Below are 24,369 nucleotides of genomic sequence, written 5' to 3' on the forward strand. Positions count from 1 at the left end.
GGGCATGGCGTCTGATGCCCTTACGTTAAAAAAATTAAAATATATAATAAAAAATAATTATTAACAAACATCAAAATAGAAAAATTATTTAGTTAAATACTCAAAGACAAAATTCAAATTAGTTTGCAGGGGAAAAATCCCCCGCTTTATTTATCTTAATTTCAAAATTACAAATGTTAATAGACATGTCATTATTGAAACAATCCAAAATCTTATTGTAACTTTTGTTTCAGGCAATCCTAGCAGTTCAAAGTGGTGATGTATTGGTGCCATTTTGAATACCCGTTTTCCAAAAGTTTTAAAGTGCCAGACTTGAATCATAACTGACAAGGCTTCCATAATAAATATAAATCCAGCAATCGGCAATAACAGCTCTTGCTTTATAAAAATAACAATAATTCCTAAAATTCCACCCAATGTTAAAGAACCTGTATCTCCCATAAACACTTGTGCTGGATAGAAATTATACCATAAGAAACCAATTAAAGCTCCGATTACTGAGGCTAAATAAACTATCATTTCAGCTGCCTGCGGAACGTAATAAAGATTTAGGTATTTTGCATATTTTACATTTCCAGTTAAATAAGTAATAATTAAAAGCGTAATACTTACTACAATTGTAGGTCCGCTCACAAGTCCATCCAGTCCATCTGTCAAATTTACCGCATTTGAAGAACCGATTATTACAAATGCCACAAAAATAAAAAACAAGATTGGAGTTATATATAAATATGAATTTTTAATTAACGGATTTATTATTGAAAAATCGATAGTTTTACTTACAAGTCCGAATTTATATACGAATCCGAATGTTAATGCTGTGATTATTAGTTGTCCTAATATTTTTTTCTTCCCAGAAAGCCCTTTTTTGTGCTTTGTCAATTTTAAATAGTCATCATAAAATCCAATTGTTGTAAATAAAATTGTGATTACAAACAAAAACACAATGAATTTATTTGTAAAATTACCAGCGATAGCAGTTGCAAATAAAATTGCACCAATTATTAGAAGTCCTCCCATTGTAGGCGTTCCCGACTTGTCAAAATGTGATTTAGGCCCTTCTTCTCTTGCTGTATCTCCATATTTTTTCTTTTTAAGCCAAGCAATAAACGGTTTTCCTAAAATTAACATAAACAGAAACGCAATCATAAACGCCACAGACGCTCTTAACATTATTGATTTAAAAATACGTAAAACTCTCCAGTTATTGATAAATAACTCTTGCAGTAAATATAACATTCTTTATTATAGAGTTTTTTTACCCAACAATCCATATTTAAACAAATTATAAAGTAATAAAAAACTCTTCTCCTTTCTTTGTTTATAATATTTATTTTTCTATGATTTCTTCTAATCTCATTCCTCGTGATGCTTTTAACAGCACTGCCTTTTGTTCAGAAATCTGTCTTATTTTTTCTTTTATTTCTTCTTTTTCATCAAAATGTCCAAATTCCTTGTTTTTTAAATTTTCATTGTCCACATTTTCCTTTATTTTTTCGAATAGGCTTTTCATCCTTTCTCCAAATAAATAAAGTTTGTCAAATTTTGTAGTTTTTATTGTATTAAAAAGGTTGCTATGAAGTTCAAGCTCATTTTCTCCTAGTTCCAGCATATCTCCCAGAACCACAACTTTTAGCCTGTCGTTATATATTTGGGAAAATGTTTCAAGTGATTTCTCCATAGACATTGGACTTGCATTATAGGCATCGTTAATATATGTTGTATCGCCGTTTTCAATTATTTGAAACCGCATTCCAGTCAAGCCAATATTTTTCACAGCTTCACTGATTATTTTATCTTCCATTCCGAATTGTTTAGCCACAGCGATTGCCATAACTAAGTTTAATACATTATGTTCTCCTAGAACATTCGTCTTATAATTTCTCTCAACCGTACTTTGACAAATTTTTCCAAAATATTTCAGAAAAAAATCAGTCCCGCTTTCGTTAAAATTAACGTCTCCATAATAAAAATCAGACGTCTTCTCCTTAAACTCATTATTTCCTAAATTCAAAGCTCTTACAACTTCAATATTTTCAGCTTTTACATTTTTTAAATAATCATCATCTCCATTGATTACAAGTGTATTTTTAATATACGGAATAATTTCCGTTTTCGCCAAAAATACATTTTCCTTCGTTTTCAAAAATTCCAGATGTGATTCACCAATGTTGGTAATTACATTAATATCAGGCAATGCAATCTGTCCCAGAAGATCAATTTCTCCAAAACCGCTCATTCCCATTTCCAAAATAATAAATTTGTCATCTTCTTCAGCACGCAACAAAGTGAAGGGCAATCCAATATGATTATTGTAATTTCCTTCAGTCTTTTTTCCTTTATATTTTTGTGAAAGCAAATGGTAAATCATGTCCTTTACAGTAGTTTTCCCATTACTTCCTGTAATTCCAATTACTTTTATATCTAAATTTTTTCGCCATTCCCTAGCAAAATTTTGTAAAAATTCAATACTGTCATTTACAAAAAATGCACGATTAGCATATTTTTCATCTATTTTTAAAGTTTTACTGTCGTAAACAGCAAAAGCACCTTTTTCCAACGCTTCATTAACAAAATTGTTCCCACCTCTAATGGCAACAAAAATATCATTTTTACCAAGTTCTTTCGAATTAATCGAAATATTATTTATCTCAAAATCTGATATTTTTTGCTTGTTAAAGAAGCTTTGAAACACTTCAGCTTTATTCATAAAATTTCTCCAGATTCCTATCTAATTTAATACTTTTTTCACAATTATTCGCATTATAAAATTATATCATTTGAAGAGCATTTTTTCAATATATTTTTATTTTTTTTTCAAATTTTTCTAAAAGAATTTATCTTATGCACAAATCCGCTTAGAGTCAAGCTGGAAAAATTATATAAACCTAAAATTTCAGCAAAATAACCTCAATTTTTAAGTATATTTTTAAAGTAATTTTACCATAAGTATCTAATATTTATTAATTTTTTTTAATATCCCAACCATCAATTTCGTTAGTTTCAGAAACTTTCTTTATCCAGTATCCTGATTTTTTTATCGTTTTTATTTGTGTTGGCAAATCTACCGAGATAAATCCGTATCTATTCTTGTAGGCATTTGTCCAAGACCAGCAGTCTATCGGTGTCCAAGTGTGATAGCCAAAACAGTTTGAGCCTTCTTCTATTGCTCTATGAAGATGTGTCAGATGTTCCCTAAAAAAATCTATTCTGTAATCATCTTCAATTATCCCCTCTTCATTTTTAAATTTTTCTTCTCCTTCAACTCCCATTCCATTTTCTGAAATAAACCATTTTATATTTTTATAGTTATCCTGAATATTTTTAGCAATATCATAAATTGCCTGTGGATAAATTTCCCATCCTCTGTAAATATTCATTCTTTTCCCCGGCATATCATAATTTTCAAAATATTTATCAGGCAACCAGCCATTTTTAGAAATATCAAATTCTGTTTCTCGAGCCTTTATTCTTCTTGGCTGATAATAATTCACTCCTAAAAAGTCAACTGTATTTTCTGCAATAATTTTTAGTTCCTCTTCTGTACTTTCCCACAAGGCTCCGTCCTTTTCCAGTATTTCTATCAATAATTCAGGAAATTTACCATAAATCGCAGGATCAAGAAATGAATTGTTAAAAAAAGCATCTGATATTTTGGCAGCTTTTATGTCCTCTTCATTTTCACTCCTTGGATACGATGGCGTTAAATTCAAAATTATTCCTATTTCCCCATCTTTTTTCAGCAGCTCTGTTTTTCTAAATTCTTCAATTGCCTTTGCTGAAGCGAGTGCTGTATTATATAAAACCTGCATAGCTTTTTTCCCATCTACAATAAGCGGATAATGGAATTGATACATGTACTGTGCTTCCACAGGCACTATCGGCTCATTAAAAGTCGTCCAGTATTTCACCTTATCCCCAAACAGCTCAAATGCTTTTCTGGCATATTTTACAAACAATTCAACCACATGCTTTGATTCCCAGCCACCATATTTTTCCTGCAATTCTATTGGCATATCAAAATGGAACAAGTTCATTACAAGAGTAATCCCATTTTTCTCAAATTCCTCTATAACCTCTGTATAAAATCTCACTCCATCCTCATCAACTTCCCCAGTTTCAAAATTCTTTATGAGCCGTGTCCATTGAATCGATGTTCTTAGTGAATTAAGCCCTATTTCCTTATACAATTTTATATCTTCCCTAAAGCTGTTATAAAAATTTGAAGCCACATCAGGCCCTACACCATCAAAAAACGCCTTCTTATCCATATCAAACCAGTAATCAAATATATTTCTATTCTTTTTATTAAATCTTCCTTCACTCTGCGGTCCAGAAGTAGCCGATCCCCACCAAAAATTATCTGGAAATTTCAATTTTGCCATACAATATCCCTCCATCTATCTAATTATCCATATTTTTCCCTTATTTTCAATATTATTATATTTCCATTTTTAATAAAAATCAACTCTCTATTTCAAAAATATATATCTTTTAACCTATAATAACAATTCCCTTATTCTATAACGAATATATAGAAAAAATAATACAATAATGCTATAATAACAAAACAAAATCTACTAGCAAGAGAGGTAACTTATGAAAGAACTATTTAAAAGCAAAATTGAAATCATTGAATTTTTCAAAAAATTTTTTATACAAAAAAGAAAAAAAGAACTAGAAAATGAACCAAAATTATTAAATGAACTAAATAAAAAATCAACCTTCCTAAGCAATCAGCTAAAATTAAAAAGTACAAATAAAACTAAAATAAATAAGCAATTGGAAAAAATTCAAAATATAAAAAATGGCAAAATACAAATTATAAATGTAAATAGATATGTTTTAAGGTTTCTTCTAATAGTCCTATTTTATATTTCATTTTTAAATCTTGCGTTAAATCTAAAAGGCTACAACTACTTTATATATGCTTCATCTGTTATTATAATAATACTATCGTTTTTGTCAATGCTTATAACTTTTATTATTAAAAAAAAAATTTTTACTGCTTATTTTTACGACTATAGTATTAAAAAAATTTTTCTAATGGCTGTAATTTTCTTTGGAGTAGGCTACTTCCTTAATTCTTACAAAAACGAACTTGAAATATTAAATAAAAAATCCATTCTAATAAAAAATGCAGAAATAAATTCAATAGACGAGTTAAAAAACAGCACTCTCGAAATTGTAAACAAAGATGGAAAAACAAAATGGAAAGTAGATAAAAATTTAAAAATTCTTACTTACGAAAACTCTCAAAAGGGAAATATAAATATTACAGACACAGTAATTGACGACAATAACAATGTAAATTTATCTTTTATAAATGAAAAAAATGAAACAATATGGCTAAAAGGAAAGATAATTTATTTCAACTGGGATACCGTAAAAATAAAACTAAAAAATAAAAAAATTATTGAAGGAGAAGTATATGGAAAAATAATTAAGCTGGAAACTGGTGAAACTTTAATATTAAACAATAATTTTGAATTACGGGATGAAAGTAAAAAAATTAGTGATTTTGGTGTGATGGGAACTAGTTTAAATATCAAAAAAATTATAAATAATTTTTTGTTTACATTTTTAATAATTTTTATTTTGATAGAATACGAATACTACAATTTTCCATTTGAAGAAAAAGAAAAAATAGTATCCAAATTAATGCTAAATGAAAAAAATACTCTAACAATAAAAAAATCTGTTTTTTCAATCCTCAGAACAATAAAACTGCTAATGTTTCCAATAGCCTTGATTCAAACGTTACTAATAAGAGATTTTATCTTCAGTCTATTTTTTGACAAAAATCTAAAAAAAGGTTACGACATAATAAACGTCCTCGTATCCTATTTTTCAAAATCATACTTACTAATTTTTATAATACTCCTGCTCCCAATACTCACAGAATTATTTAATATTCTAAAATTAATTAAACGCTACATAATATTAAACAAGATAGACAGATTTTCTAACATAAAGAAAAAAAGAAATTATTCTCGAATAATGATTTATAACAGAAAAAAAAATAACCGCTATCTAAATTCTTTTATAAAAAGAACTTCTAAAAAAGGGTAATTCTACTAAAAATTTTCCTGTATTAAAATCTAAACTAGATTATATAAATAATATAGAAAATATAATTTGAAAATACGAATAAAGTAAAGAAAGGAGATCAACTATGAATAAGTTTTTCAAATTATCATTGTTATTTACTTTTATAGTTGCTATTGGTCTATTTTATAGAAATCGTTTAAACAAGGCAAGAATAAATGTATCCGATTGTCCAAATAATCGCTATATGGCAAACAGAAAAGAATACTACGAAAAAAATTATAAGATTTTTAAAGAAAGGAAAATAAAATTTTATATAGATGATGAAAATGGAAAAATGCGAGAAATTGCTAATCAAGATGAATTTTTTGCTTCATTAAGAGAAGCTAGAGATTATGCTTATGAAATAGTTGGAAAAAAATGGTTCTATACAAAAAGAAAGTTATTTGGAATAGCATTTGGAATTGATAAGGAAGCAAAAATAAAATATATTTCAGTACCAGAAAAAGAAAAGAAGAATATATTAAAAAATATAGACAAATATCCTGAAAAAAATATAGAAAATAGATGTGTGCTAGTAGAAGTGCTGAAAGGTAATTATTAAGAATACTAGAACAAAAATAAAAACAACTTTAAATTTTAAATATTTTTAAAAACAAAAATGAAGCATTAAAATTAAAAAAGGAGATAAAAATGTCAAAATATAAAACAATATGGGCAGCAGTAAGATTTGGAACATTAAAGGATGTTATAGAAATATTCAAAAAAGGAGATGAAAAAATTGGAGATGCATCGGGAGATAGTATCTTATTTGATGCATTAGCAAACACTAATAGCATTGCACGTTATGAAATTACTAATTTTTTAATAAATAAAGGAACTGATGTTAAAGCAGTAACAGAAGATGGGATAAGTTTATTTTTTCCATTATTCTCATATGGTTGGACAGATATAGTAAAAACAACAATATTGTGTAAAACATTATTGGAAAAAGGCGCGGATATAACAACAATATATAAGAAAGAGAAAACGGTTGCTTTCAAGGAATTATTTAATATTGGTGCTCCTGAAATGGAAATGTTACCACTATATCAGCTAATATTTTCTCAACCAGGACTTCCTCTTTTAGTAAAGGATAAATGGGGATTAACAGTAATTGAATTTGCCAGAAGATCTAACAGGCCAATAGCAGTGAAAATGATGGAAGATTATGTAAAGAAATATAATTTGAAAGAAGAAAATTAGAATTTTTAGATAACCGTTGTTGTAAAAGATAGCGGTTATTTTTCAGGATTAGTATATAGCATTTTCGCCATTCTTTTTAATATTATTAGAATAATTATTATTGCGAAATAAAGGGAAATACTGACTGATTTGACTTGCGTATATCATATAAAAGAAAAAACATAAAATTATGAAAAACATTTATTAATAATAAGCAGTTTTTCAAAATCTGAATAAAAATCTCCTATACAAATTACTTAAAAATTAGATTTGATTTTTTTTTACAAGACTATCAAACTAATTATTATAAAATTTTATTACTATTTTTTAAGTGAATTTAATATAAGTTACTTTATTTCAATATTTAAAAATAGGCTGTGTCTGAAAATTTAAAATCTATGTTATTTTTAATATTTTTTTGATTTTAGAATTTGTACAAAGTACCATAAAATCAATATTTATTATTTTTGATTTTAGAAAAATTTGTTAAAAATTCATTATTTTGAGAGTTTTCAGACATGCTCTAATCTAAATTCTAGATTTTAACCCTGTAATTAGTTCAATAACCAAAAACTATATTTTAATTTCTTGTTAAAAATATTTTTAATAAATTAGTTATTTAAATGTTAGTATCAAGTATACTAAATACACTCTGTTTCAACACTTTCCAAAAATTCTGAATTTATATTAAATTTTTATGTTAAGTATGTGTATTCCAAAACTTCATTCTTCTTTTCTCCCTTTACTTTTATCAGCAGACAAATTCTATTATCCAAAATCTTCATTTCTCCATAATATAAATCAGGACTGCACAAATACTCTTTTTTCATCATAAATTCCCCATTACAAAATAGAAATTCAAATATCTTCTCATAATCCCCATTTCGAAACCTATAAAATCCAATGCAATCTTCTTTAAATTCCCATAATTTTCTATCATTATACCTAATATCATTATCAAGAATAATTTCTTCAATAAAATACAACCTGTCGTCGCCTTCTCTAACCACAACATTCCCTTTACCAACATAATTCCAGCCTGTTGAAGACCCTTCCAAACTCTTCGCCTGAAACAAAATCCTTCTAACATTTTTCATCATTTCATAAATATCCATCATTCTATCCATACTATCTTTACCCATAATTTCCAACATCTCCTAATAGATTTACTACAATATACCAAAAATAAAATATAAAAATTATAGAAAAAACAAAAAAGACTAAACTCAAAGTTTACTACTCCAAACAAGTCTTTTCCTATTTCATTTTAATATCTCTAGTAATCTAAAATTTTTACCTTTTCAAACGTTGCTTTGCAATCCATTCAAATAAATTCTTCCCTTTATCATTTATAAAAAGATTATTTTATTTTTAACTTCCTATACCTATTCACCGCCGCACAAAATTCCTGTTTTCTAGGCAATGCTAAATTTCCTGGATGCCCTGTGTACGAAGAAATTGAATCAAGCCCGTCCTTTTCAATCTTTTCATAAATCCTGTCAGCTGCTTGCGAAAGCGTGAGTTTTTCATCCAGCACTTTATTTTTAAAATAGTCAACCATTACAGCAATGCAGTTTGTCTGGCTGTCATCCACAAGCTGCTCCAGCCCTGAAATATCAATTAATTCTTTTCCATACAGAATGCTATATTTCCCTTTGGCTTTTGTTTTATCCAGTTTTCCAGATTGCAAAAAACTTTTTTTGAGTGGAATTCGCTGTGTAACTCCTTGAAATTTATCATTTGAAGAAAATTCTCGCTTGTTTTGATCTAATTTTGCAATCTCTTTTGCTTTTTCCGTTACATCTTTTGGCACATATTCATCCATCATTATAACATGATTTGCCACATCAAAATAATCTCCAGAGCCACCGACAATCAATACCGTAGAAACTCCAAAATCGTCATAAAGTTCCTTTATTCTGTCAATAAACGGTGTTATCGGCTCTTTTTCCTTTACCACAAGTTTTTGCATTCTTCCGTCACGAATCATAAAATTTGTAGCCGAAGTGTCCTCATCTATCAGAAGTAAAGAAGTCCCATATTCCAGTGCTTCTGCAACATTTGCTGCCTGCGATGTGCTTCCACTAGCATTTTCAGTCGAAAAAGCCCTTGTATCCTTATTTTGTGGCAAGTTATTGATAAATCCGCTTATATTAACCTTTTCCACATTTCTTCCATCTTCCGCACGTATTTTTACCGCATCCGATTCAGAAATTATAAATTCACGCCCATCTTGAGCAATGTGATTGTAAACCCCTCTTTCAAGTGCCGAAAGCAACGTAGATTTACCGTGATAACCTCCACCCACAATTAGCGTAATTCCTTTTGGAATTCCCATTCCGCTTATTTCTTTCCCACTTGGAAGTTTTAATGTAATCTCAAATTTTTCTGAACTTTTAAACTTAACTGCATTTTTCATAGGTCTATCCGAAACTCCACTTTCACGTGGAAGCACAGAATCATTAGCCACAAATGCAACAAGCCCTTTTTCTTTCAACATTTTTCTTGCATATTCCTGATCCAGCACTAAGATTACCTGCTCATTTAATGCTTTTTTATTCAAATTATCATAAATAATCGATTTTTCTACAATTTCAGGCAACTGCTCAAAAATAATTTTCTGTGCAGCTTTTCCCATTATCCGTCTACCTCTCGCAGGCATCCCCATTTCAAACCTCACTTCAACTTTATCTCTCTTTATCAGAACTGAAGTTCTTTCCAAAATTTCCTGTCCACACCTATCAATAAAAATTCTTCCACTTCCTCCAGTTCCTGTACTATCATTCCCACTTTTCTGAATTTCCCTGTAAAAATTTCTCGTAAGAAAATCCGAAACTGCAATATCCTTATCCTTCGTATCTGTCAGCTCACAAGGAATCCCACAAATTTTCCTATCCATTATAACTCTCATTTTTGAAGGCGGAGCATAAGGATCCGACTGCACATGATCAATCGCAAGAATATATTTTTCAAACCTATATTCCCCTTTAAGCGACTTATACAGCGAATAACTTTTTCCATCCATTGAAAATAATATTTTTTCTAATTCTTTATAATTTTTCATTTCTGTAAACTCTCCTTTACTAGCCATATATCTTTCTATTCTCATTTTAACACACTTCTCTTTTATTTCCCAAATTCTTTTTTACTTTAATATAAAAACCCCCATAGATATATTTACCTATGAGGTTAAAAATTCTGATAAAATTTAACAATCTTTATTTAATTTAACTAAACCTATCTTCGTCTAGGTCTTAACGCATTCTTTCCATGATACAATATTATAAATAATAGCGGACTCCAGGCATTTCTATGAATTTTTACAGGTTTATTCTCTGCAAGTCTTCGGATTTGCTGCTCATAATAGCTTAACCCTATAAGACCTCCTAATTTTTTATCCAATCCTCTAAACCCAGTTGTTAATCTTTCTAAGGAAACTGATGATATATGCCCTTCTTTGACTTCATTAGGCAAATTTGGATATATTACTATGGGTCTTGCAATTCCTATCATGGATATTTTTTCTTTTTCGATAGCTTTTTGCATAGTTTCTACCTTTTTAAATCCTCCTGTAACTACGATAGGCGTATCTATTAACGACAATACTTTTTTAGCATAATCTATAAAAAATACCTTTTCATTATCTCCTCTTTCAGAAAGCATTTTAGAATTTTCATAATTTCCGCCTGATATTTCTATAAGATCTACTCCTATTTCGGACATTTTTTTTATAACAATAATAGACTCCTCTTCTGTAAATCCATTGTTACTAAAATCTGATGAATTTATTTTTAATCCTATCGGAAATTCTTTTCCTACTTTTTCTCTCATTTCATTATATACATCAACTAAAAACCTCATTCTATTTTCTATGCTTCCGCCATATTCATCGTTTCTCACATTATCTGCAGATGATAAAAACTGGCTTATTAAATATCCGTGTGCTCCATGTATTTGAACTCCTGTAAAACCTGATTTTTTAGCAATTTCAGCTGCTTTTCCAAAACGTTTTATCAAATTTTTTATTTCATCTTTTGTAAGTTCCCTTGGCTTTACAAATCCACTTTTCAAATCTCCTTGAATTTCTATCGCACTTGGTGCAACAGATTCTTTTGCTACACTTTTAGGAGCCTGTTTTCCTGGATGGTTTATCTGCATCCATATATGCGTATTATTTTCCTTGCCTGCTTCTGCCCATTTTTTAAGCATTTCCATGTCTCTTTCGTCTTCTATCACTACATTTCCTGGCTCGCCTAAAGCCTGTCTATCTATCATAACATTTCCCGTTATAAGAAGTCCTGTTCCTCCGTTTGCCCATTTTCTATATAAATTTACATGCAATTCATTTGGAGAATTGGTTTTAGAATTTGCCATTCCCTCACTCATTGCAGATTTTAAAAAACGATTTTTTATAACTACTCCATTTTTTAATTTTAACGGAGTAAATAATATTTGATTTTCCATATTTTTCCTTTCACTTATTATATTTTACCATACAAGTTTAACATATTTATTTCTATTTTGAGAAACTTTTAGTTATTAAAAGTGTCTTTTAACACTTTTGGTAGAAAAAAGTTGCATTTTAGTATTTTTCATTGTAAAATTCCTTATAGCATAAAAAATTTAAAACTATTACAAATTATCAATTTATATAATTTTTATTATTTGAATTTTAACTATTTTTGAGTTTATTTTAGAAAGGAAACTGGTAAAACTATGATTAATTATGAAGATATAAGAATAAAAAAAACAATAAGGAATATTCACAAGTCCTTTATTGAACTTTTTAAAGGAAAGGATTATGAAAAAATAACTGTAAAAGAATTAATTGAAAAAGCTGAAATTAGCAAAAAAACTTTCTATCGTTATTATTCATCTATTGATAACTTATTTTTAGAAATACAAGATAAAATTACTGACGAATATATACAAAAATTTTCCTTGCTTGCTTTTCCTAAAGATTTAAAAAATATTATTAATACTTTTATTGATTTTTCAGAAATTTATGGAAATGCTCACGACAAAATAATAATTGATTCAAAAAATGATTATGTATTACAAAAAATGATAAACAATATTATTAAAAAAACATGGGAAAAGTCAGAATTTTTTAAAGAAAAAGAGCCTTATCTACGTAATATTATTTTATCATTTGTATTTTCATCTATTTTAGGAAGTTATAAGCAGTGGATAAATGATGGAAGAAAAATACCATTGCAAAATTTTATAGAGACAATAGAAAGTCTTATTTACAATGGTATTAAAAATTTTTAATTTAAACAATTATCATTTTTTAAAATAACCTTTCTTGAAAAACAACAGAATCTTTGATTTTAATAACTTCCAAATTCTTCTTAAACTTCCTGAAAATTAAAATTCAATCCCAATCTATCGCCTGTTGAGGTATATTCCCTAAATTTATAAATTAATGGTTTCCATTTCTTTGTATCGATGTGAGAATCATCCATCATTATTTTTTCATTGGCAAAAATTCCCTGTATTTCACAGGTTACTATGGCAAACCAGTCTTTTTTTTGAATATCTGTAACTTTTGCCTCTATGTGAATTGGACACTCCTTTATTCTCACAGAATTTACCATTTCACCAGCTAATTCAGTAAATCCTGCAATCTTAAACTTATCTTCACAGTATATATATCCAAGATTCTGCTTTACTTCTGATATTTCTGTATCGCCTGTAAATTTTTCAATCTTTTTCACACTTTCGTACAAGTTTTCATCTGGAACATTAAAAGTTACATCCGATCCAGCTTCAATATTCTTAAATCCTTTATTTCCAAATCCTATTCCCACAACTATTGATTTTCCAAGTACAAATGAAGACGATAACGGAGTTACGTTATTTTTACCTGTTTCTTTATCCTTTGTAGTCATCAGTAATACTGGAAATCCATAATAAAATCCATTTTTTTCTAATTTCTTAAACATAATTACCACTCCTTAATATATGAAAATTTTTATGTATCTTTTTAGTAATTATACTCTCCAAATCTTTTTTCTCAATTTGCAAACAAATATTTTATCATTCCGTTATTTCAATCAAATTACCTTCACAATCCTCAATAACGCTCTCATAATATCCATCTCCAGTCGTCCTAGGCCCACTTAAACATCTAAATCCATCATTTACAAGTTTTTTTGTCAATTTATCGACATTCTCTTTGTTTCCAACGCTAAAAGCAATATGGATAAAGCCTTCATTCATTATTTTATCATTTCTTTCCGAAAGTTCAGGACGTGACATTATTTCAAGCCGTGCTTCACTATCTGGAAAAGTTAGGAAGTAAGTCTGTAATCCAGTATTTTTATTATGATATTTCTCATTTGCCTTTGCTTCAAAATATTTCTCATAAAATTCCTTTGTTTTTTTCAAATCTTTTACATAAATTGCTACGTGATTTATTTTCATAATTAATCCTTTCAATATTTTTTATTTCAATCCTTCTATTTCTTTTTCAATTTGACTTTTCCATTAACTAAATCCCATTTTTCATAGATTTTTTCAATTCTTAACATAAATATTCTGAATAAAGGTCCAAACAGAACCATGCTAATTATCGTTCCTTCGCGCAGACTCTATTCTAAATTCCTATTTTAAAACATAGTCTCAATAGCCCCAAAATTAATAAATGTACAGGATAAAACAAATAATTCAAAATTTTATTCTGTTTTCCTCTTTTCCCATTATAAGTAAGTGTCAAGCCAAATCCTAGCAAAGCCCACGGAGTCTTAAAAATCGAAAGATATCCTCCTATAATTGATAATATTGGATTATTACGAAATATATAGAAAAAATATGCAATCAAAATTCCGTGATATTCATAGTCCAATCCCCAAATCATCGACAACAGGCAAACAGTTATAACGATTATTATTGAAACAGGAAACCATAATACTGGGGGAATTATATATGATTTTGGCACTTTCAATTCATCAATAACCCAAATCATAACTAATGCTAAAGCCAATGTAAACATTACGTTATTTGAATTTGGCTGAAAAAATACTGCCGACTGGAACAAGTCAAATGGGATTTCAGAAATAATTCCAAAAATAATCAAATTTAAAAGATATTTGAATCTATTTCCTGTTTTAAAAAAGCCTTCCACAAGAAAAAACATAAAAATCGGAAATGCAACTCTTCCCAAAATATCAAATACATCGCTCACATATCTCAAAAATCCGTTTTCTGTTAGCAAAGGATACATCAAAGCCTTATTCACATGATCAATCAACATTGATAAAAAAGCGATATATTTTAATTGTGCTCCTGAAAAGACTCTTATCTTGCTAAATCTATTATTTCCATAAGTTGTGCTCATAACAATTCTCCCTTTATATTTTTATTTTTTCTATAATCGTTATTTTATTTAAGTTTCTCAATTTCATTTTAATACTAAACCCCTGTTTAAAAATAAAAATAAATTTTTATAATAGGGTTGTTAAATAGCTAATCCATAATCATTTAACTTTTTTATCTTTTATTTCTGTAGGATTGCTCATTACCGCAAATCCTACAACCTATGGCTAGTCTACGACACTTTCCTGCACTGGCAAAAAACTCGCTATGCTCAAACAGTTTTGTCAGCACAGAAAAATGCTCCGACGGATTGTTTGTACTAGAATCTATTAATTTATATCTTAAATCGCTTGAAAACATTAGGTTTATATCATTTATTAGAAAAATTTGTAATAAATTCATTGTTTACATAGAGTTTAGCATAAAAAGTTTCACACAAAAGCAAAGGGGATTCGCTATTTTAAAAATCCCCTTATTTTTTTACTAATTTTTTCAACAAATAATTTCAAATGCTAATCCAAATCTTCTCCATTACTTGCAATAACTTTTTTATACCAGTCAAATGATTTTTTCTTGCTTCTCTTCAATGTTCCATTTCCATCGTTATCTCTATCTACATAGATAAATCCGTAACGTTTTTTCATTTCTCCTGTTCCCGCACTTACTAAGTCAATAGGTCCCCAAGTTGTATATCCTAGAAGTTCTACTCCATCCAGTTCAACCGCTTCCTTCATTGCCTTTATATGATCTCTCAAATAGTCAATTCTATAATAATCTTCCACGTATCCATCTGCATCTGGAACATCAACAGCTCCAAGCCCGTTTTCCACAACAAACAACGGTTTTTGGTATCTGTCATAAATTTCGTTTATTGTAGTTCTAAATCCTAACGGATCTAGTCCCCATCCCCAATCTGTTACTTCGATATACGGATTTCTCATTGTTTTTAGCAAGTTTCCTTCTCCAAGCCTGTCAGCTTCAGCAGAGATACAGCGAGTTGTATAATAAGAAAAACTTACAAAATCAACTGGATTTTCGCTCAAAATTTGCTCATCTTCATCTGTAATTCCAATGTTTATATTTTCTCTTTCAAAGAATTTCTTAGCATAGGCAGGATAATATCCACGAGCCTGCACATCTATGAAAAAATAATTTTCTCTGTCTTTTTCAAGTGCAGTCCATACATCTTCAGGCTTAGAAGTAAGTGCATAAAATTTTCCAGCTGCAAGCATACATCCAATTTTATTTTCAGGGTCAATTTCATGTCCAATTTTTGTAGCCCAAGCACTTGCCACCAATTCGTTGTGTGCCGCAGTATACAAAACCTGATTTTTATTTTCCCCTTCTTCAAAAACGATTCCTGCTCCCATAAACGGTGCATGTAATAAAATATTAATTTCATTAAACGTAATCCAATATTTTACAAGCCCTTTATATTTAGTGAAAATTACAGTACACAATCTTTTATAAAAATCAATAACTTTTCTGTTTCTCCATCCGCCATATTCCTTGATTAAGTGAATAGGAAAATCAAAGTGCGTTATTGTAACTAATGGCTCAATACCATATTTTCTACATTCCTTAAATACATTTTCATAAAATTGAAGTCCTTTTTCATTCGGAGTTTCTTCATCTCCATTTGGGAAAATACGAGTCCATGCTATTGACATTCTATAAGTCTTAAATCCCATTTCTGCAAATAACGCAATATCTTCCTTGTATCTATGATAAAAATCAATCGCCCCTTTAGCAGGATAAAAATGCTCATCGTCAAATTCCAACATCTTTCGCTCCCCAGTAATTACAGCAAACCTATCTTCCCCAACTGGCGACAAATCTACATTTGCAAGTCCTCTTCCATCCTCATTATAAGCTCCTTCAAGCTGATTTGCGGCAGTAGCTCCACCCCACAAAAAGTCTTTTCTAAATCCCATTTCTATCTCCTCCTAAAAAATTTTCGTATTTAATATTTTTAATAATTTTCTTTACATTAAAAATATAACACTAAAATCTTACAAAAACAAGAGCATTTATCAATTTTCCCCATTGTTTCAAAATTATGTCTATTGTAATTATTTTTTTGATACTTTCGGTTCATTTGTCTCATAATTTTTACTGACTTCCAGTGAAGTATTTATATTTTTGTAGTAATTCGACACTAAAAGCGAAGTGAAAAATATGTCCAGCACATAATTAATCCCAGTAAATAGCGACACCATCTCAAAACTCAAAATATAATTTGGAGCATGTATTTCAATATATTCTGAACACGCTTTTTTTATTTCCTCAGACGAGCCATTCCCAATTCCTACAACAAATACATTCCTTTTTTTCAAATATTCCGCAATTCTAATCATATAAGGATTAGTCCCTGAAAGCGAGATAATAAGAGCCATGTCTTTTTCCCCTTTTTCCGTAGAAATTACATAATGCTCATTAAGACCATCATAAGCCGCACTCTCTATTCCAAGCGTCATAAATTTAAATGAAGCCAATTTTGCTAATATATATGAAATTCCAGTTCCATAAATCTCAATTTTCTTAACATTTTTAAGTTTTTCAATAATTTTTTCCACAACAGGTGTATCCAAATTAAGTTTTGTAGCCCCAATAACTCTTTCATAAAGCAATGGAATAATTGAGATAATTTCATCATATTTTGTTTCACTGTTTACAGGTTCTTCACTAAGCAGTCCCTTTATTTTCAACATTTCCTCGACTTCCTTATCCAGACTTCTCTGAAAGTCCCTATACCCTTTAACTCCTAGTTTTCTACAAAATCTCACAATAGTAGCCTTACTCACAAACGCCTTTTTAGCCAAACTCTCCGCTGACAGCAAATGTACCTCATCCAAGTGTTTTAAAATGTAATCTGCTATTTCCTTTTCATTATTCGTAAAATTCTCCTTTTTCTCTAATTTACTAATAATCATCCTTCACCTTCTTGTTAAATAAAAAAGGCAAAACCAAAGGGGGAAAACATTAATCAGAAGCATTTCCCGCCATTTCAGTTTTGTCTAATCCAAATAGTAATAACTATATTCTATAACTTCACATATTCTTTACATAACCATTATACCCCAATTTTTTTATTTGTCAATAGTAAACTTTTTTCATTTTTCTCAATATTAAAACTATTCTGTATAATCAAAATCCTGTATTATTTTTTCCAAATTCTCCATAGTAAAATTTTTTCTTAAATACTCAAGTTTCCCCTTCAGTTCTTTTTCTTTTTCAAATATTCCAAGTTTACTCTCATACTCATCTAGTTTCTGAACACCTTTTTTTATGTTATCAAAAACAGCCTGCCTTGTAACTCCGTACTGTTCAGCAATTTCTGAAAGAGAACTATTTTCCTCTAGATAAAGTTCCAGATATTGCCTCTTCTTTTTAGGAAAAAGTTCACTATAATAAGAAAAAAGCACAGAATATTTTAAAAAATCTTCCAATTTATCCATAATGCTTCCAAATTCCTTTTTTAATTTTTTATTTTTTTTACAATTTGATCCTTCCAAACATATTGTTCCATCTTATGTTTTTCAATTTTTTTCTTTACAATTGAAATTTTTTCTAAAATATTTTTATAATTTTCATTTTCAGTTCCCAAGATAATTTTACATATATGTTCACATTTTTCCAGTAATATTAACGCTATTTTATAACTGTTGCTTTCAAAGTAGACATTTGCTAAATTATTAATTATATTCAAATAAAGATTCGAATTTTCCCCAACTTCGTTGCTTAATATTTCCAATGATTTTTCCATCATGTTTTTTGCCAATTTTTTTTCATCAAGTTTGATATACGATTTTACCATATTACTTAGTATTATTGCTTTCTGTACATCGTTATTCTGAAAATTTTCCAATATTTCCAAACTTCTTTGTTGCCATTTTATTGAATCCTCATAATGTCCATTTTCTTCACAAAATAATCCCAAATTATTACAAATACCTGAAAAAACATATCCATTCTTAAAATTATTTTTTTTGTAGATTTTTATCGCCTTAGAATATTTTTCTTCTACCTTGTCATATTTTTTCATAATTCTGTAGACTTCTGCCAAATTTGCACTACAAGTAACAAACGCAAGACTATTTTCCCCATATTTTTTTAAAACTATATTTTCTACTTTAGATAATAGCCTTAATGATTCCTCAAATTTTCCAACATATTTCAAAGCATTTCCCAGTTCCGTCAAAACCTTTATATTCTCATTACTTTCATCTCCATACACTCTTCTAAACAATACCTTCAATTCTCTCAAAGCCACAATTTCCTTCTCAATTTCTCCATTATTTACGTACTCTTCCCTTTTCACAAGCAATTCTTTTATCCTAGCCTCTTTAATTTCTTTTTCTTTATTAGTCATCTATAAATTTCCTCTTTTAAAAAATTTTATTTCTTAACCTACATACTCCTTATTTGTCTATAATACCACAAATTCTCCAATAAATCTAATTTTTTCAACAAAATTAATTTTATCTTCATTTTACCCTTATCTTTCACTAATATTATATCAAATTTTTTTGACAATTTTCTTTTATTCTTGTTATTTTCTTAATTAAAATTATCCTAATTTTTGAAAGTTTTCTCTATTCTATAATTAATATATAGAAAAAATAATATTGTACCCTTTTTTATTTATTTTTTTCATCCATTTATCGTGATTTAAAAAATAAATTTGAATAATAAATATATATTATGGTATAATATCAGTAAACTGTAAAATAAAAAATGGAGAAAAAATGATAAAATTAATTTTACTGGATGTAGATGGAACACTTACTGATGGCGGTATCTACCTTGGAAATAGCGGAGAAGAATTAAAGAAATTCAATGTAAAAGACGGTTACGCTATTTTAAATGCACAAAAATTAGGCATTGAATTTGGAATTATTACAGGTGCAGAATCAGAACTATTAAAAAAACGTGCCGAAAAATTAAACATAAAATACTTGTATCAAGGTATTTCAGAAAAAACTATTATTTTAGATGAAATAATGCAAATATCAGGTCTTCAAAAAGAAGAAATCGCCTATATGGGTGATGATCTCAATGATATAAAAATCATGAAAAAATCCGGTTTTTCAGGGACACCGTTAGATGGAGTAAATGAAGCAAAAATAATTGCTGACTTTGTTTCAACAAAAAATGGTGGAGAAGGAGCTGTAAGGGAGTTCATAGAAATTATTTTAAAAAGAGAAAATTTATTTCAAAAATTTTTGGCAAATGTCAAATAATATAAAAGAAAAAATTTAATCAAAAAATATAAAAAATTATTTTTTAGGAGGAAATAATGGCAATAAAATATCTAGATGCCAAGAGACTAAAACTAGTATTCATTGGCGGAGGAAAATGGGTTACAAAACATGAGGAGCTATTAAACGAACTAAATGTTTATCCTGTACCCGACGGAGATACAGGAAGCAATATGTCAATGACATTAAATTCAATGATAAATGATCTGGAAGAAAAAACAGACGATAAAATAAAAATGCCTGAATTAATAGAAGTAGTTGAAGAGGCTGTATTAATGGGAGCTAGAGGAAATTCTGGAACAATTTTATCACAAGTAATTACAGGATTTTTAAAAGGTATTGGAGATAAAGTTAAATTACTTCCAAAAGATGTTGCAGAAGCTCTTTTGAGTGCTAAGGAAATTGCTTATAGCGCTGTAAGTGAACCTATAGAAGGAACAATTTTGACAGTTATTAGAAAAATTTCTGAAAAAGCTATGGAATGTGCAGATAAATTTGAAGATTTAGTAGAATTTCTAAGAGAAATTGTTGTGGCTGGAGAAAAAGCGGTAGAAGAAACGCCTGAACTACTGCCAAAATTAAAAGAGGCTGGAGTAGTTGATGCTGGAGGAAAAGGGCTATTCTTCTTTTTTGAAGGATTCTATAAAGTTGCAACAGAACTGAATCTGCTGGTTGAATTACAAAAGGCTCAAGTTAAAGAAAATGAATTTGACAAGACAATAGCAAATATTGACCACGATCCTGAAAGCATACATTTTCAATATTGTACAGAATACATTATCCTAAACGGAGACTTTGACACAGAAGAATATAAAAAGCGTGTGCTTGAACTAGGAGATTCTGCCGTATTTGCACAAACTTCCAAAAAGTTCAAGACTCACATTCATACAAACCATCCTGGAAAAGCAATGGAAATAGCACTTGAATATGGGCCTCTTGAAAAAATGAAGATAGAAAATATGAAACTGCAACACGATAATCTTCAAATTTTTAGTGAACGGGATGAGGCTAAAATCTTTGTAAATCCAAAAATTGATAAAACAAAATCTGCATTTGTAATTTTGGCTGATTCTGAAAACTTAAAGGATGAATTTTTAAAAATCGGTGCAGATGTTGTAATTCTTGGAGGGCAAAGTAAAAATCCAAGCGTTCAGGAAATATTAAATGCAATTGACAAAACTGAAAAAGAAAACATTTATGTCTTGCCAAATAATAAAAATGTCATTACAACAGCTAAAATGGCGGCCGAAAAATCTCAAAAAACAGTAATGGTTCTAGATACTAAGACAATGCTTGACGGATATTATTTCTTAAAAAATAAGGAAAGTGACATTGACGAAGTAAAAGAATCTGCTGCAAGAAACTATTCTGTGGAAATTACAAAAGCCGTAAGAGATACGAAAGTAGAAGACTTGACAATAACAAAAGATGATTTTATAGCACTTGTAAATGGAAAAATAAAATATGCAAAAAAATCATTAAAGGATATTACAGACACAATATTAGCTGATTTGGTAACTAAAAATACAATAACAGCTGTTGTAGTAAGTGGAAATGAAAAAGATGAAGAATCACAAAAAAATATTGAAGAAAAATTATCTGGAATAAAGACTGCTATTATTAATGGAAATCAGGAAAATTACTATTATTACCTATACATTGAAAATAAAGACCCTAATATGCCTGAAATAGCTATTTTGACAGATTCTGTATCAGACTTGACATATGAAGACATTGAAGGGCTACCAATAAAAATTGTACCTTTGAAAATTGATATAAATGGTGAACTTTATAGAGACGGAATAGAGATTACAAAGTCTGAATTTTGGCACGAAATGCTTAACAATGATGCAACAATAAAAACATCACAGCCATCGCCACAGGACTTTTTAAATGCCTACAACAAACTATTTGAAAAAGGATATAAAAAAATTATCTCAATTCACCCATCTTCAAAACTAAGTGGGACAATACAAGCTGCTAAGGTTGGAAGAAGCTTGACAAATAGAGAAAATGATATCGAACTGATTGACAGTTTAGGAGCTTCATTGCTGCAGGGATTCCTTGTATTAGGTGCTGCAGGAAAATCTATAAGAGGTGAAAGCTTTACTGAAATTATCAACTGGGTAAATAACTTTAGAACAAAAGGAAAACTTCTTATGATTATTCCAGACTTAAAATATCTTGAAAAAGGTGGAAGAATAGGAAAAGCAAGTTCAACAATAGCAGGAGCATTAAATATGAAACCTATTTTAACTGTAAACCAAGGAGAAGTTACAGTTGAGAAAAAAGTTCTAGGTGAACGTAATGCCCAAAAATACATTGAAAAATACATTGAACGTGAAAGCAAGAAACAAAGTATTGTTCTTATGAGTGGCTGGGGAGGAACTCCAACAGAACTTGAAAATGTAGTGAGAATTTATTCAGAAGTGGAAAATAATCCAAAAATAAGTTCATTAATATTAAATAGAGAAATTGGAGCAGTAATTGGAGCTCACGCAGGCCCAGTTTACGGAATATTTATATTTCCAAGATTAAGTTAATGGCTACAAAATTAAATTTTAAAATCAGATAAGCAGAAAGAGGTATATCTTTGAAATTTAAATTTTTTGATGAAATAAATTCAACAAATACTTATTTAAGACGACAATTAAGAATAGAAGAATTTGAAGTAATAGTAGCAAAAAAACAGACAGATGGGAGAGGAAAAAGAGATAGCGTATGGATTTCAAATGAAGGAGCTGCGCTTTTTTCCTTCGCTGTTGCAGATAATAATTCTGAATTAGATGAAAAAATAACAATTTTTACTGGCTATATTGTTTATGAAGTTCTTAAAAACTATATAAAAAGTAATGAAAAACTGACTTTTAAATGGCCAAATGATATTTATTATGAAAATAAAAAAATATGTGGGATTCTATGCGAAAAAGTAAGAGAACACATAATAGTAGGAATTGGGATAAACATTAATAATACTGATTTTGGGATGTTTCGGGAAAAAGCCATTTCACTTGTAGAAATTACTGGAAAAATTTATTCAGTACAAAATATAATAGAAGATGTAGTATCAGCCTTTGAAAATGAATTTCACAGTCTTAACAGAAAATGGGAAAATATATTAACAGTTGTAAATGAAAACAATTACCTAAAAGATAAAAAAATAGTAATCAAGCAAAATGGAAAATTTTTAGATAAAGAATACAAATTCCTACGTGTAGACAGAAGAGGAAATATCTCTTTAATTGCTAAAGGAGATAGTGATGAATTAAAATTTGCCTCGCTGGAATTTAAAGTTATATAAAAAATAAAGGAATATCTTTCTAATCAACATATAGAAGCATATTCCTTTTTATATTATTTTTTAATTATTTCTATTTCCTCTAAATATCTGTCAATTCCACTTTTCCAGTCTGGAATCCTTTCTCCAAGAAGTCTTTCCACCTTTTCGGAAGATAATTTTGAAAAATGAGGTCTTTTGGCAGGAAGATTGAAATCTTCTGTTTTCGCAGTTTCAAGAGTTCCTTTCCAACCTATTTTTTCAAGCACATATTTTGCCTGTTCATATTTGCTGGCAATTCCATTATTTGTAATATGATACAATCCAAACTGTTCAGTTTGTATCAATTTCCATGAAAATTCTGCCAAATCTTTTGAATAAGTAGGTGCGGAAATCTGATCATCAACAATACTTAATTTATCACGAGTTTTGCTCCAGTTGATGACTTGGGTATTAAAATTATTATTAGCTTTTCCAAAAACCCACGATGTTCTTATTACAAATGATTTTTCCCAATCAGTTAAAACAGCTTTTTCCCCTTTATATTTTGAGATTGCATATTTAGAAAGTGGATTTGGAATATCCTCCTCAACATAAGGCATACCTTTTTTCCCATCAAATACGAAATCTGTCGAATAAGTTATAAATATTGCATTCATTCTTTTTGAAAATTCTGCTAACTTTCGAGGAGCTTTTTCATTCACTAAAAATACATTGCTATCTATTTCTGCCTTATCTACATCGTTATATCCAACACAATTTATTATATGTGTAAAATCATTATTTTTTTCAAAAAACTTTTCTAAATTTTCTTCACTTGTTATATCTAGTTCCTGATAATCAGTTGCTATATATTTTATATTTAGATTGTCAAATAGTTTTTGAAAGTCATATCCTAATTGGCCGTTAGAGCCAGTTAATAGTATTTTCATTATTTCTTATCCCTTCATTTTAAAGCTAATATCTTTGCTTATCTACTTTTCAAATATTTTTTACATAAATATTTATAAAATCTATTTTCAATTAAATATTTTGTTAAATTTGATGATAAAATTACTATTATCAAATAAATACACAAATTCTTACTAGAATCTATTTTTACAAATTTTGAGAATATATAAAATACAGGTATATGTAAAATATACATAGAATAACTCAAACTCCCTAGACAAATAAAAAATTTATTTGATAATAATTTACTCACTATCACGACAAACGCATGAATATTTTAAACTATTT

Annotated in this window: 22 protein-coding genes; 7 read left to right on the forward strand and 15 right to left on the reverse strand. The window is 28.8% G+C overall.

What is annotated here, in order from left to right; all coding sequences use genetic code 11:
* Positions 1-150: 150 nt before the first annotated feature.
* The 3 genes from mraY to HMPREF1552_RS07825 all read right to left on the reverse strand — a co-directional run bounded on the left by mraY (position 151) and on the right by HMPREF1552_RS07825 (position 4,385).
* Positions 151-1,239 carry a phospho-N-acetylmuramoyl-pentapeptide-transferase gene (gene mraY, locus HMPREF1552_RS07815; RefSeq protein WP_021744609.1) on the reverse strand — a complete coding sequence of 363 codons (1,089 nt, stop codon included), beginning with the start codon at positions 1,237-1,239 and terminating at the stop codon, positions 151-153.
* Between the two features lie 91 nt (positions 1,240-1,330).
* Positions 1,331-2,710, reverse strand: a complete 1,380-nt coding sequence (gene murF, locus HMPREF1552_RS07820; RefSeq protein WP_021744610.1) for a UDP-N-acetylmuramoyl-tripeptide--D-alanyl-D-alanine ligase — start codon at positions 2,708-2,710, stop codon at positions 1,331-1,333.
* A gap of 253 nt (positions 2,711-2,963) precedes the next feature.
* Complete coding sequence (locus tag HMPREF1552_RS07825) at positions 2,964-4,385, reverse strand: glycoside hydrolase family 1 protein (protein ID WP_039901421.1); 1,422 nt, start codon at positions 4,383-4,385, stop codon at positions 2,964-2,966.
* A 214-nt stretch (positions 4,386-4,599) separates the two neighbouring features.
* Between HMPREF1552_RS07825 and HMPREF1552_RS07830 the strand changes: the two genes are divergently transcribed.
* The 3 genes from HMPREF1552_RS07830 (at position 4,600) to HMPREF1552_RS07840 (ending at position 7,293) form a co-directional block, all read left to right on the forward strand.
* Positions 4,600-6,072, forward strand: a complete 1,473-nt coding sequence (locus HMPREF1552_RS07830) for a hypothetical protein (RefSeq protein WP_021744612.1) — start codon at positions 4,600-4,602, stop codon at positions 6,070-6,072.
* 103 nt (positions 6,073-6,175) lie between these two features.
* A complete protein-coding gene (locus HMPREF1552_RS07835) occupies positions 6,176-6,652 on the forward strand; it encodes a hypothetical protein (protein WP_021744613.1) in 477 nt (158 codons plus the stop codon).
* Positions 6,653-6,741: 89 nt separating this feature from the next.
* On the forward strand, positions 6,742-7,293 hold the full coding sequence (locus HMPREF1552_RS07840) for an ankyrin repeat domain-containing protein (RefSeq protein WP_021744614.1): 552 nt from the start codon (positions 6,742-6,744) through the stop codon (positions 7,291-7,293).
* A 674-nt stretch (positions 7,294-7,967) separates the two neighbouring features.
* Here the strand turns inward: HMPREF1552_RS07840 and HMPREF1552_RS07845 are convergent.
* The 3 genes from HMPREF1552_RS07845 to HMPREF1552_RS07855 form a co-directional block, all read right to left on the reverse strand.
* Entirely contained in the window at positions 7,968-8,414 is a 447-nt protein-coding gene (locus HMPREF1552_RS07845; RefSeq protein ID WP_039901422.1) for a DUF6314 family protein, read from the reverse strand.
* 218 nt (positions 8,415-8,632) lie between these two features.
* Entirely contained in the window at positions 8,633-10,336 is a 1,704-nt protein-coding gene (locus HMPREF1552_RS07850) for an ABC-ATPase domain-containing protein (RefSeq protein ID WP_039901425.1), read from the reverse strand.
* Positions 10,337-10,509: 173 nt separating this feature from the next.
* A complete protein-coding gene (locus HMPREF1552_RS07855) occupies positions 10,510-11,736 on the reverse strand; it encodes an NADH:flavin oxidoreductase/NADH oxidase family protein (protein WP_021744617.1) in 1,227 nt (408 codons plus the stop codon).
* A 252-nt stretch (positions 11,737-11,988) separates the two neighbouring features.
* On the opposite strand from HMPREF1552_RS07855, the gene HMPREF1552_RS07860 reads away from it, so the two are divergent.
* Positions 11,989-12,546 carry a TetR/AcrR family transcriptional regulator gene (locus HMPREF1552_RS07860; RefSeq protein WP_021744618.1) on the forward strand — a complete coding sequence of 186 codons (558 nt, stop codon included), beginning with the start codon at positions 11,989-11,991 and terminating at the stop codon, positions 12,544-12,546.
* An 80-nt stretch (positions 12,547-12,626) separates the two neighbouring features.
* On the opposite strand, the gene HMPREF1552_RS07865 is transcribed toward HMPREF1552_RS07860, so the two are convergent.
* The 8 genes from HMPREF1552_RS07865 to HMPREF1552_RS07895 all read right to left on the reverse strand — a co-directional run bounded on the left by HMPREF1552_RS07865 (position 12,627) and on the right by HMPREF1552_RS07895 (position 18,964).
* A complete protein-coding gene (locus tag HMPREF1552_RS07865) occupies positions 12,627-13,220 on the reverse strand; it encodes a flavin reductase family protein (RefSeq protein ID WP_021744619.1) in 594 nt (197 codons plus the stop codon).
* Positions 13,221-13,314: 94 nt separating this feature from the next.
* Positions 13,315-13,701: a VOC family protein gene (locus HMPREF1552_RS07870; protein ID WP_021744620.1), complete on the reverse strand. Its 387-nt coding sequence runs from the start codon at positions 13,699-13,701 to the stop codon at positions 13,315-13,317.
* 172 nt (positions 13,702-13,873) lie between these two features.
* On the reverse strand, positions 13,874-14,614 hold the full coding sequence (locus HMPREF1552_RS07875; RefSeq protein ID WP_021744621.1) for a TraX family protein: 741 nt from the start codon (positions 14,612-14,614) through the stop codon (positions 13,874-13,876).
* A gap of 152 nt (positions 14,615-14,766) precedes the next feature.
* Complete coding sequence (locus HMPREF1552_RS12315; protein ID WP_155827512.1) at positions 14,767-14,952, reverse strand: hypothetical protein; 186 nt, start codon at positions 14,950-14,952, stop codon at positions 14,767-14,769.
* 152 nt (positions 14,953-15,104) lie between these two features.
* The gene (locus HMPREF1552_RS07880; RefSeq protein WP_021744622.1) at positions 15,105-16,526 is read right to left on the reverse strand and encodes a 6-phospho-beta-glucosidase; all 1,422 of its coding nucleotides are present in this window, start codon (positions 16,524-16,526) and stop codon (positions 15,105-15,107) included.
* Positions 16,527-16,664: 138 nt separating this feature from the next.
* Positions 16,665-17,525: a MurR/RpiR family transcriptional regulator gene (locus HMPREF1552_RS07885; RefSeq protein ID WP_021744623.1), complete on the reverse strand. Its 861-nt coding sequence runs from the start codon at positions 17,523-17,525 to the stop codon at positions 16,665-16,667.
* Positions 17,526-17,726: 201 nt separating this feature from the next.
* Entirely contained in the window at positions 17,727-18,050 is a 324-nt protein-coding gene (ylxM, locus tag HMPREF1552_RS07890) for a YlxM family DNA-binding protein (protein WP_039901428.1), read from the reverse strand.
* 20 nt (positions 18,051-18,070) lie between these two features.
* On the reverse strand, positions 18,071-18,964 hold the full coding sequence (locus HMPREF1552_RS07895) for a tetratricopeptide repeat protein (RefSeq protein ID WP_021744625.1): 894 nt from the start codon (positions 18,962-18,964) through the stop codon (positions 18,071-18,073).
* Between the two features lie 376 nt (positions 18,965-19,340).
* On the opposite strand from HMPREF1552_RS07895, the gene HMPREF1552_RS07900 reads away from it, so the two are divergent.
* Genes HMPREF1552_RS07900 through HMPREF1552_RS07910 form a run of 3 tightly spaced genes read left to right on the forward strand, consistent with a single transcriptional unit; the run spans position 19,341 to position 23,154 of the window.
* Positions 19,341-19,835, forward strand: a complete 495-nt coding sequence (locus tag HMPREF1552_RS07900) for an HAD family hydrolase (protein ID WP_021744626.1) — start codon at positions 19,341-19,343, stop codon at positions 19,833-19,835.
* A 56-nt stretch (positions 19,836-19,891) separates the two neighbouring features.
* Entirely contained in the window at positions 19,892-22,396 is a 2,505-nt protein-coding gene (locus tag HMPREF1552_RS07905; protein WP_021744627.1) for a DegV family protein, read from the forward strand.
* 50 nt (positions 22,397-22,446) lie between these two features.
* A complete protein-coding gene (locus HMPREF1552_RS07910) occupies positions 22,447-23,154 on the forward strand; it encodes a biotin--[acetyl-CoA-carboxylase] ligase (protein ID WP_021744628.1) in 708 nt (235 codons plus the stop codon).
* A gap of 53 nt (positions 23,155-23,207) precedes the next feature.
* Here HMPREF1552_RS07910 and rfbD read toward each other — a convergent pair whose 3' ends face one another.
* Entirely contained in the window at positions 23,208-24,062 is an 855-nt protein-coding gene (gene rfbD / locus HMPREF1552_RS07915; protein WP_021744629.1) for a dTDP-4-dehydrorhamnose reductase, read from the reverse strand.
* Positions 24,063-24,369: the final 307 nt, after the last annotated feature.

Origin of the sequence: Leptotrichia sp. oral taxon 879 str. F0557 (assembly GCF_000469385.1) — a bacterium.
GTDB lineage: Bacteria > Fusobacteriota > Fusobacteriia > Fusobacteriales > Leptotrichiaceae > Leptotrichia > Leptotrichia mesophila.

Coding starts and splice junctions, on each gene's coding strand:
- mraY (WP_021744609.1), bottom strand. CDS start 1,239: ATGTTATATTTACTGCAAGAGTTATTTATCAATAACTGGAGAGTTTTA.
- murF (WP_021744610.1), bottom strand. CDS start 2,710: ATGAATAAAGCTGAAGTGTTTCAAAGCTTCTTTAACAAGCAAAAAATA.
- HMPREF1552_RS07825 (WP_039901421.1), bottom strand. CDS start 4,385: ATGGCAAAATTGAAATTTCCAGATAATTTTTGGTGGGGATCGGCTACT.
- HMPREF1552_RS07830 (WP_021744612.1), top strand. CDS start 4,600: ATGAAAGAACTATTTAAAAGCAAAATTGAAATCATTGAATTTTTCAAA.
- HMPREF1552_RS07835 (WP_021744613.1), top strand. CDS start 6,176: ATGAATAAGTTTTTCAAATTATCATTGTTATTTACTTTTATAGTTGCT.
- HMPREF1552_RS07840 (WP_021744614.1), top strand. CDS start 6,742: ATGTCAAAATATAAAACAATATGGGCAGCAGTAAGATTTGGAACATTA.
- HMPREF1552_RS07845 (WP_039901422.1), bottom strand. CDS start 8,414: ATGGGTAAAGATAGTATGGATAGAATGATGGATATTTATGAAATGATG.
- HMPREF1552_RS07850 (WP_039901425.1), bottom strand. CDS start 10,336: ATGAAAAATTATAAAGAATTAGAAAAAATATTATTTTCAATGGATGGA.
- HMPREF1552_RS07855 (WP_021744617.1), bottom strand. CDS start 11,736: ATGGAAAATCAAATATTATTTACTCCGTTAAAATTAAAAAATGGAGTA.
- HMPREF1552_RS07860 (WP_021744618.1), top strand. CDS start 11,989: ATGATTAATTATGAAGATATAAGAATAAAAAAAACAATAAGGAATATT.
- HMPREF1552_RS07865 (WP_021744619.1), bottom strand. CDS start 13,220: ATGTTTAAGAAATTAGAAAAAAATGGATTTTATTATGGATTTCCAGTA.
- HMPREF1552_RS07870 (WP_021744620.1), bottom strand. CDS start 13,701: ATGAAAATAAATCACGTAGCAATTTATGTAAAAGATTTGAAAAAAACA.
- HMPREF1552_RS07875 (WP_021744621.1), bottom strand. CDS start 14,614: ATGAGCACAACTTATGGAAATAATAGATTTAGCAAGATAAGAGTCTTT.
- HMPREF1552_RS12315 (WP_155827512.1), bottom strand. CDS start 14,952: ATGTTTTCAAGCGATTTAAGATATAAATTAATAGATTCTAGTACAAAC.
- HMPREF1552_RS07880 (WP_021744622.1), bottom strand. CDS start 16,526: ATGGGATTTAGAAAAGACTTTTTGTGGGGTGGAGCTACTGCCGCAAAT.
- HMPREF1552_RS07885 (WP_021744623.1), bottom strand. CDS start 17,525: ATGATTATTAGTAAATTAGAGAAAAAGGAGAATTTTACGAATAATGAA.
- ylxM (WP_039901428.1), bottom strand. CDS start 18,050: ATGGATAAATTGGAAGATTTTTTAAAATATTCTGTGCTTTTTTCTTAT.
- HMPREF1552_RS07895 (WP_021744625.1), bottom strand. CDS start 18,964: ATGACTAATAAAGAAAAAGAAATTAAAGAGGCTAGGATAAAAGAATTG.
- HMPREF1552_RS07900 (WP_021744626.1), top strand. CDS start 19,341: ATGATAAAATTAATTTTACTGGATGTAGATGGAACACTTACTGATGGC.
- HMPREF1552_RS07905 (WP_021744627.1), top strand. CDS start 19,892: ATGGCAATAAAATATCTAGATGCCAAGAGACTAAAACTAGTATTCATT.
- rfbD (WP_021744629.1), bottom strand. CDS start 24,062: ATGAAAATACTATTAACTGGCTCTAACGGCCAATTAGGATATGACTTT.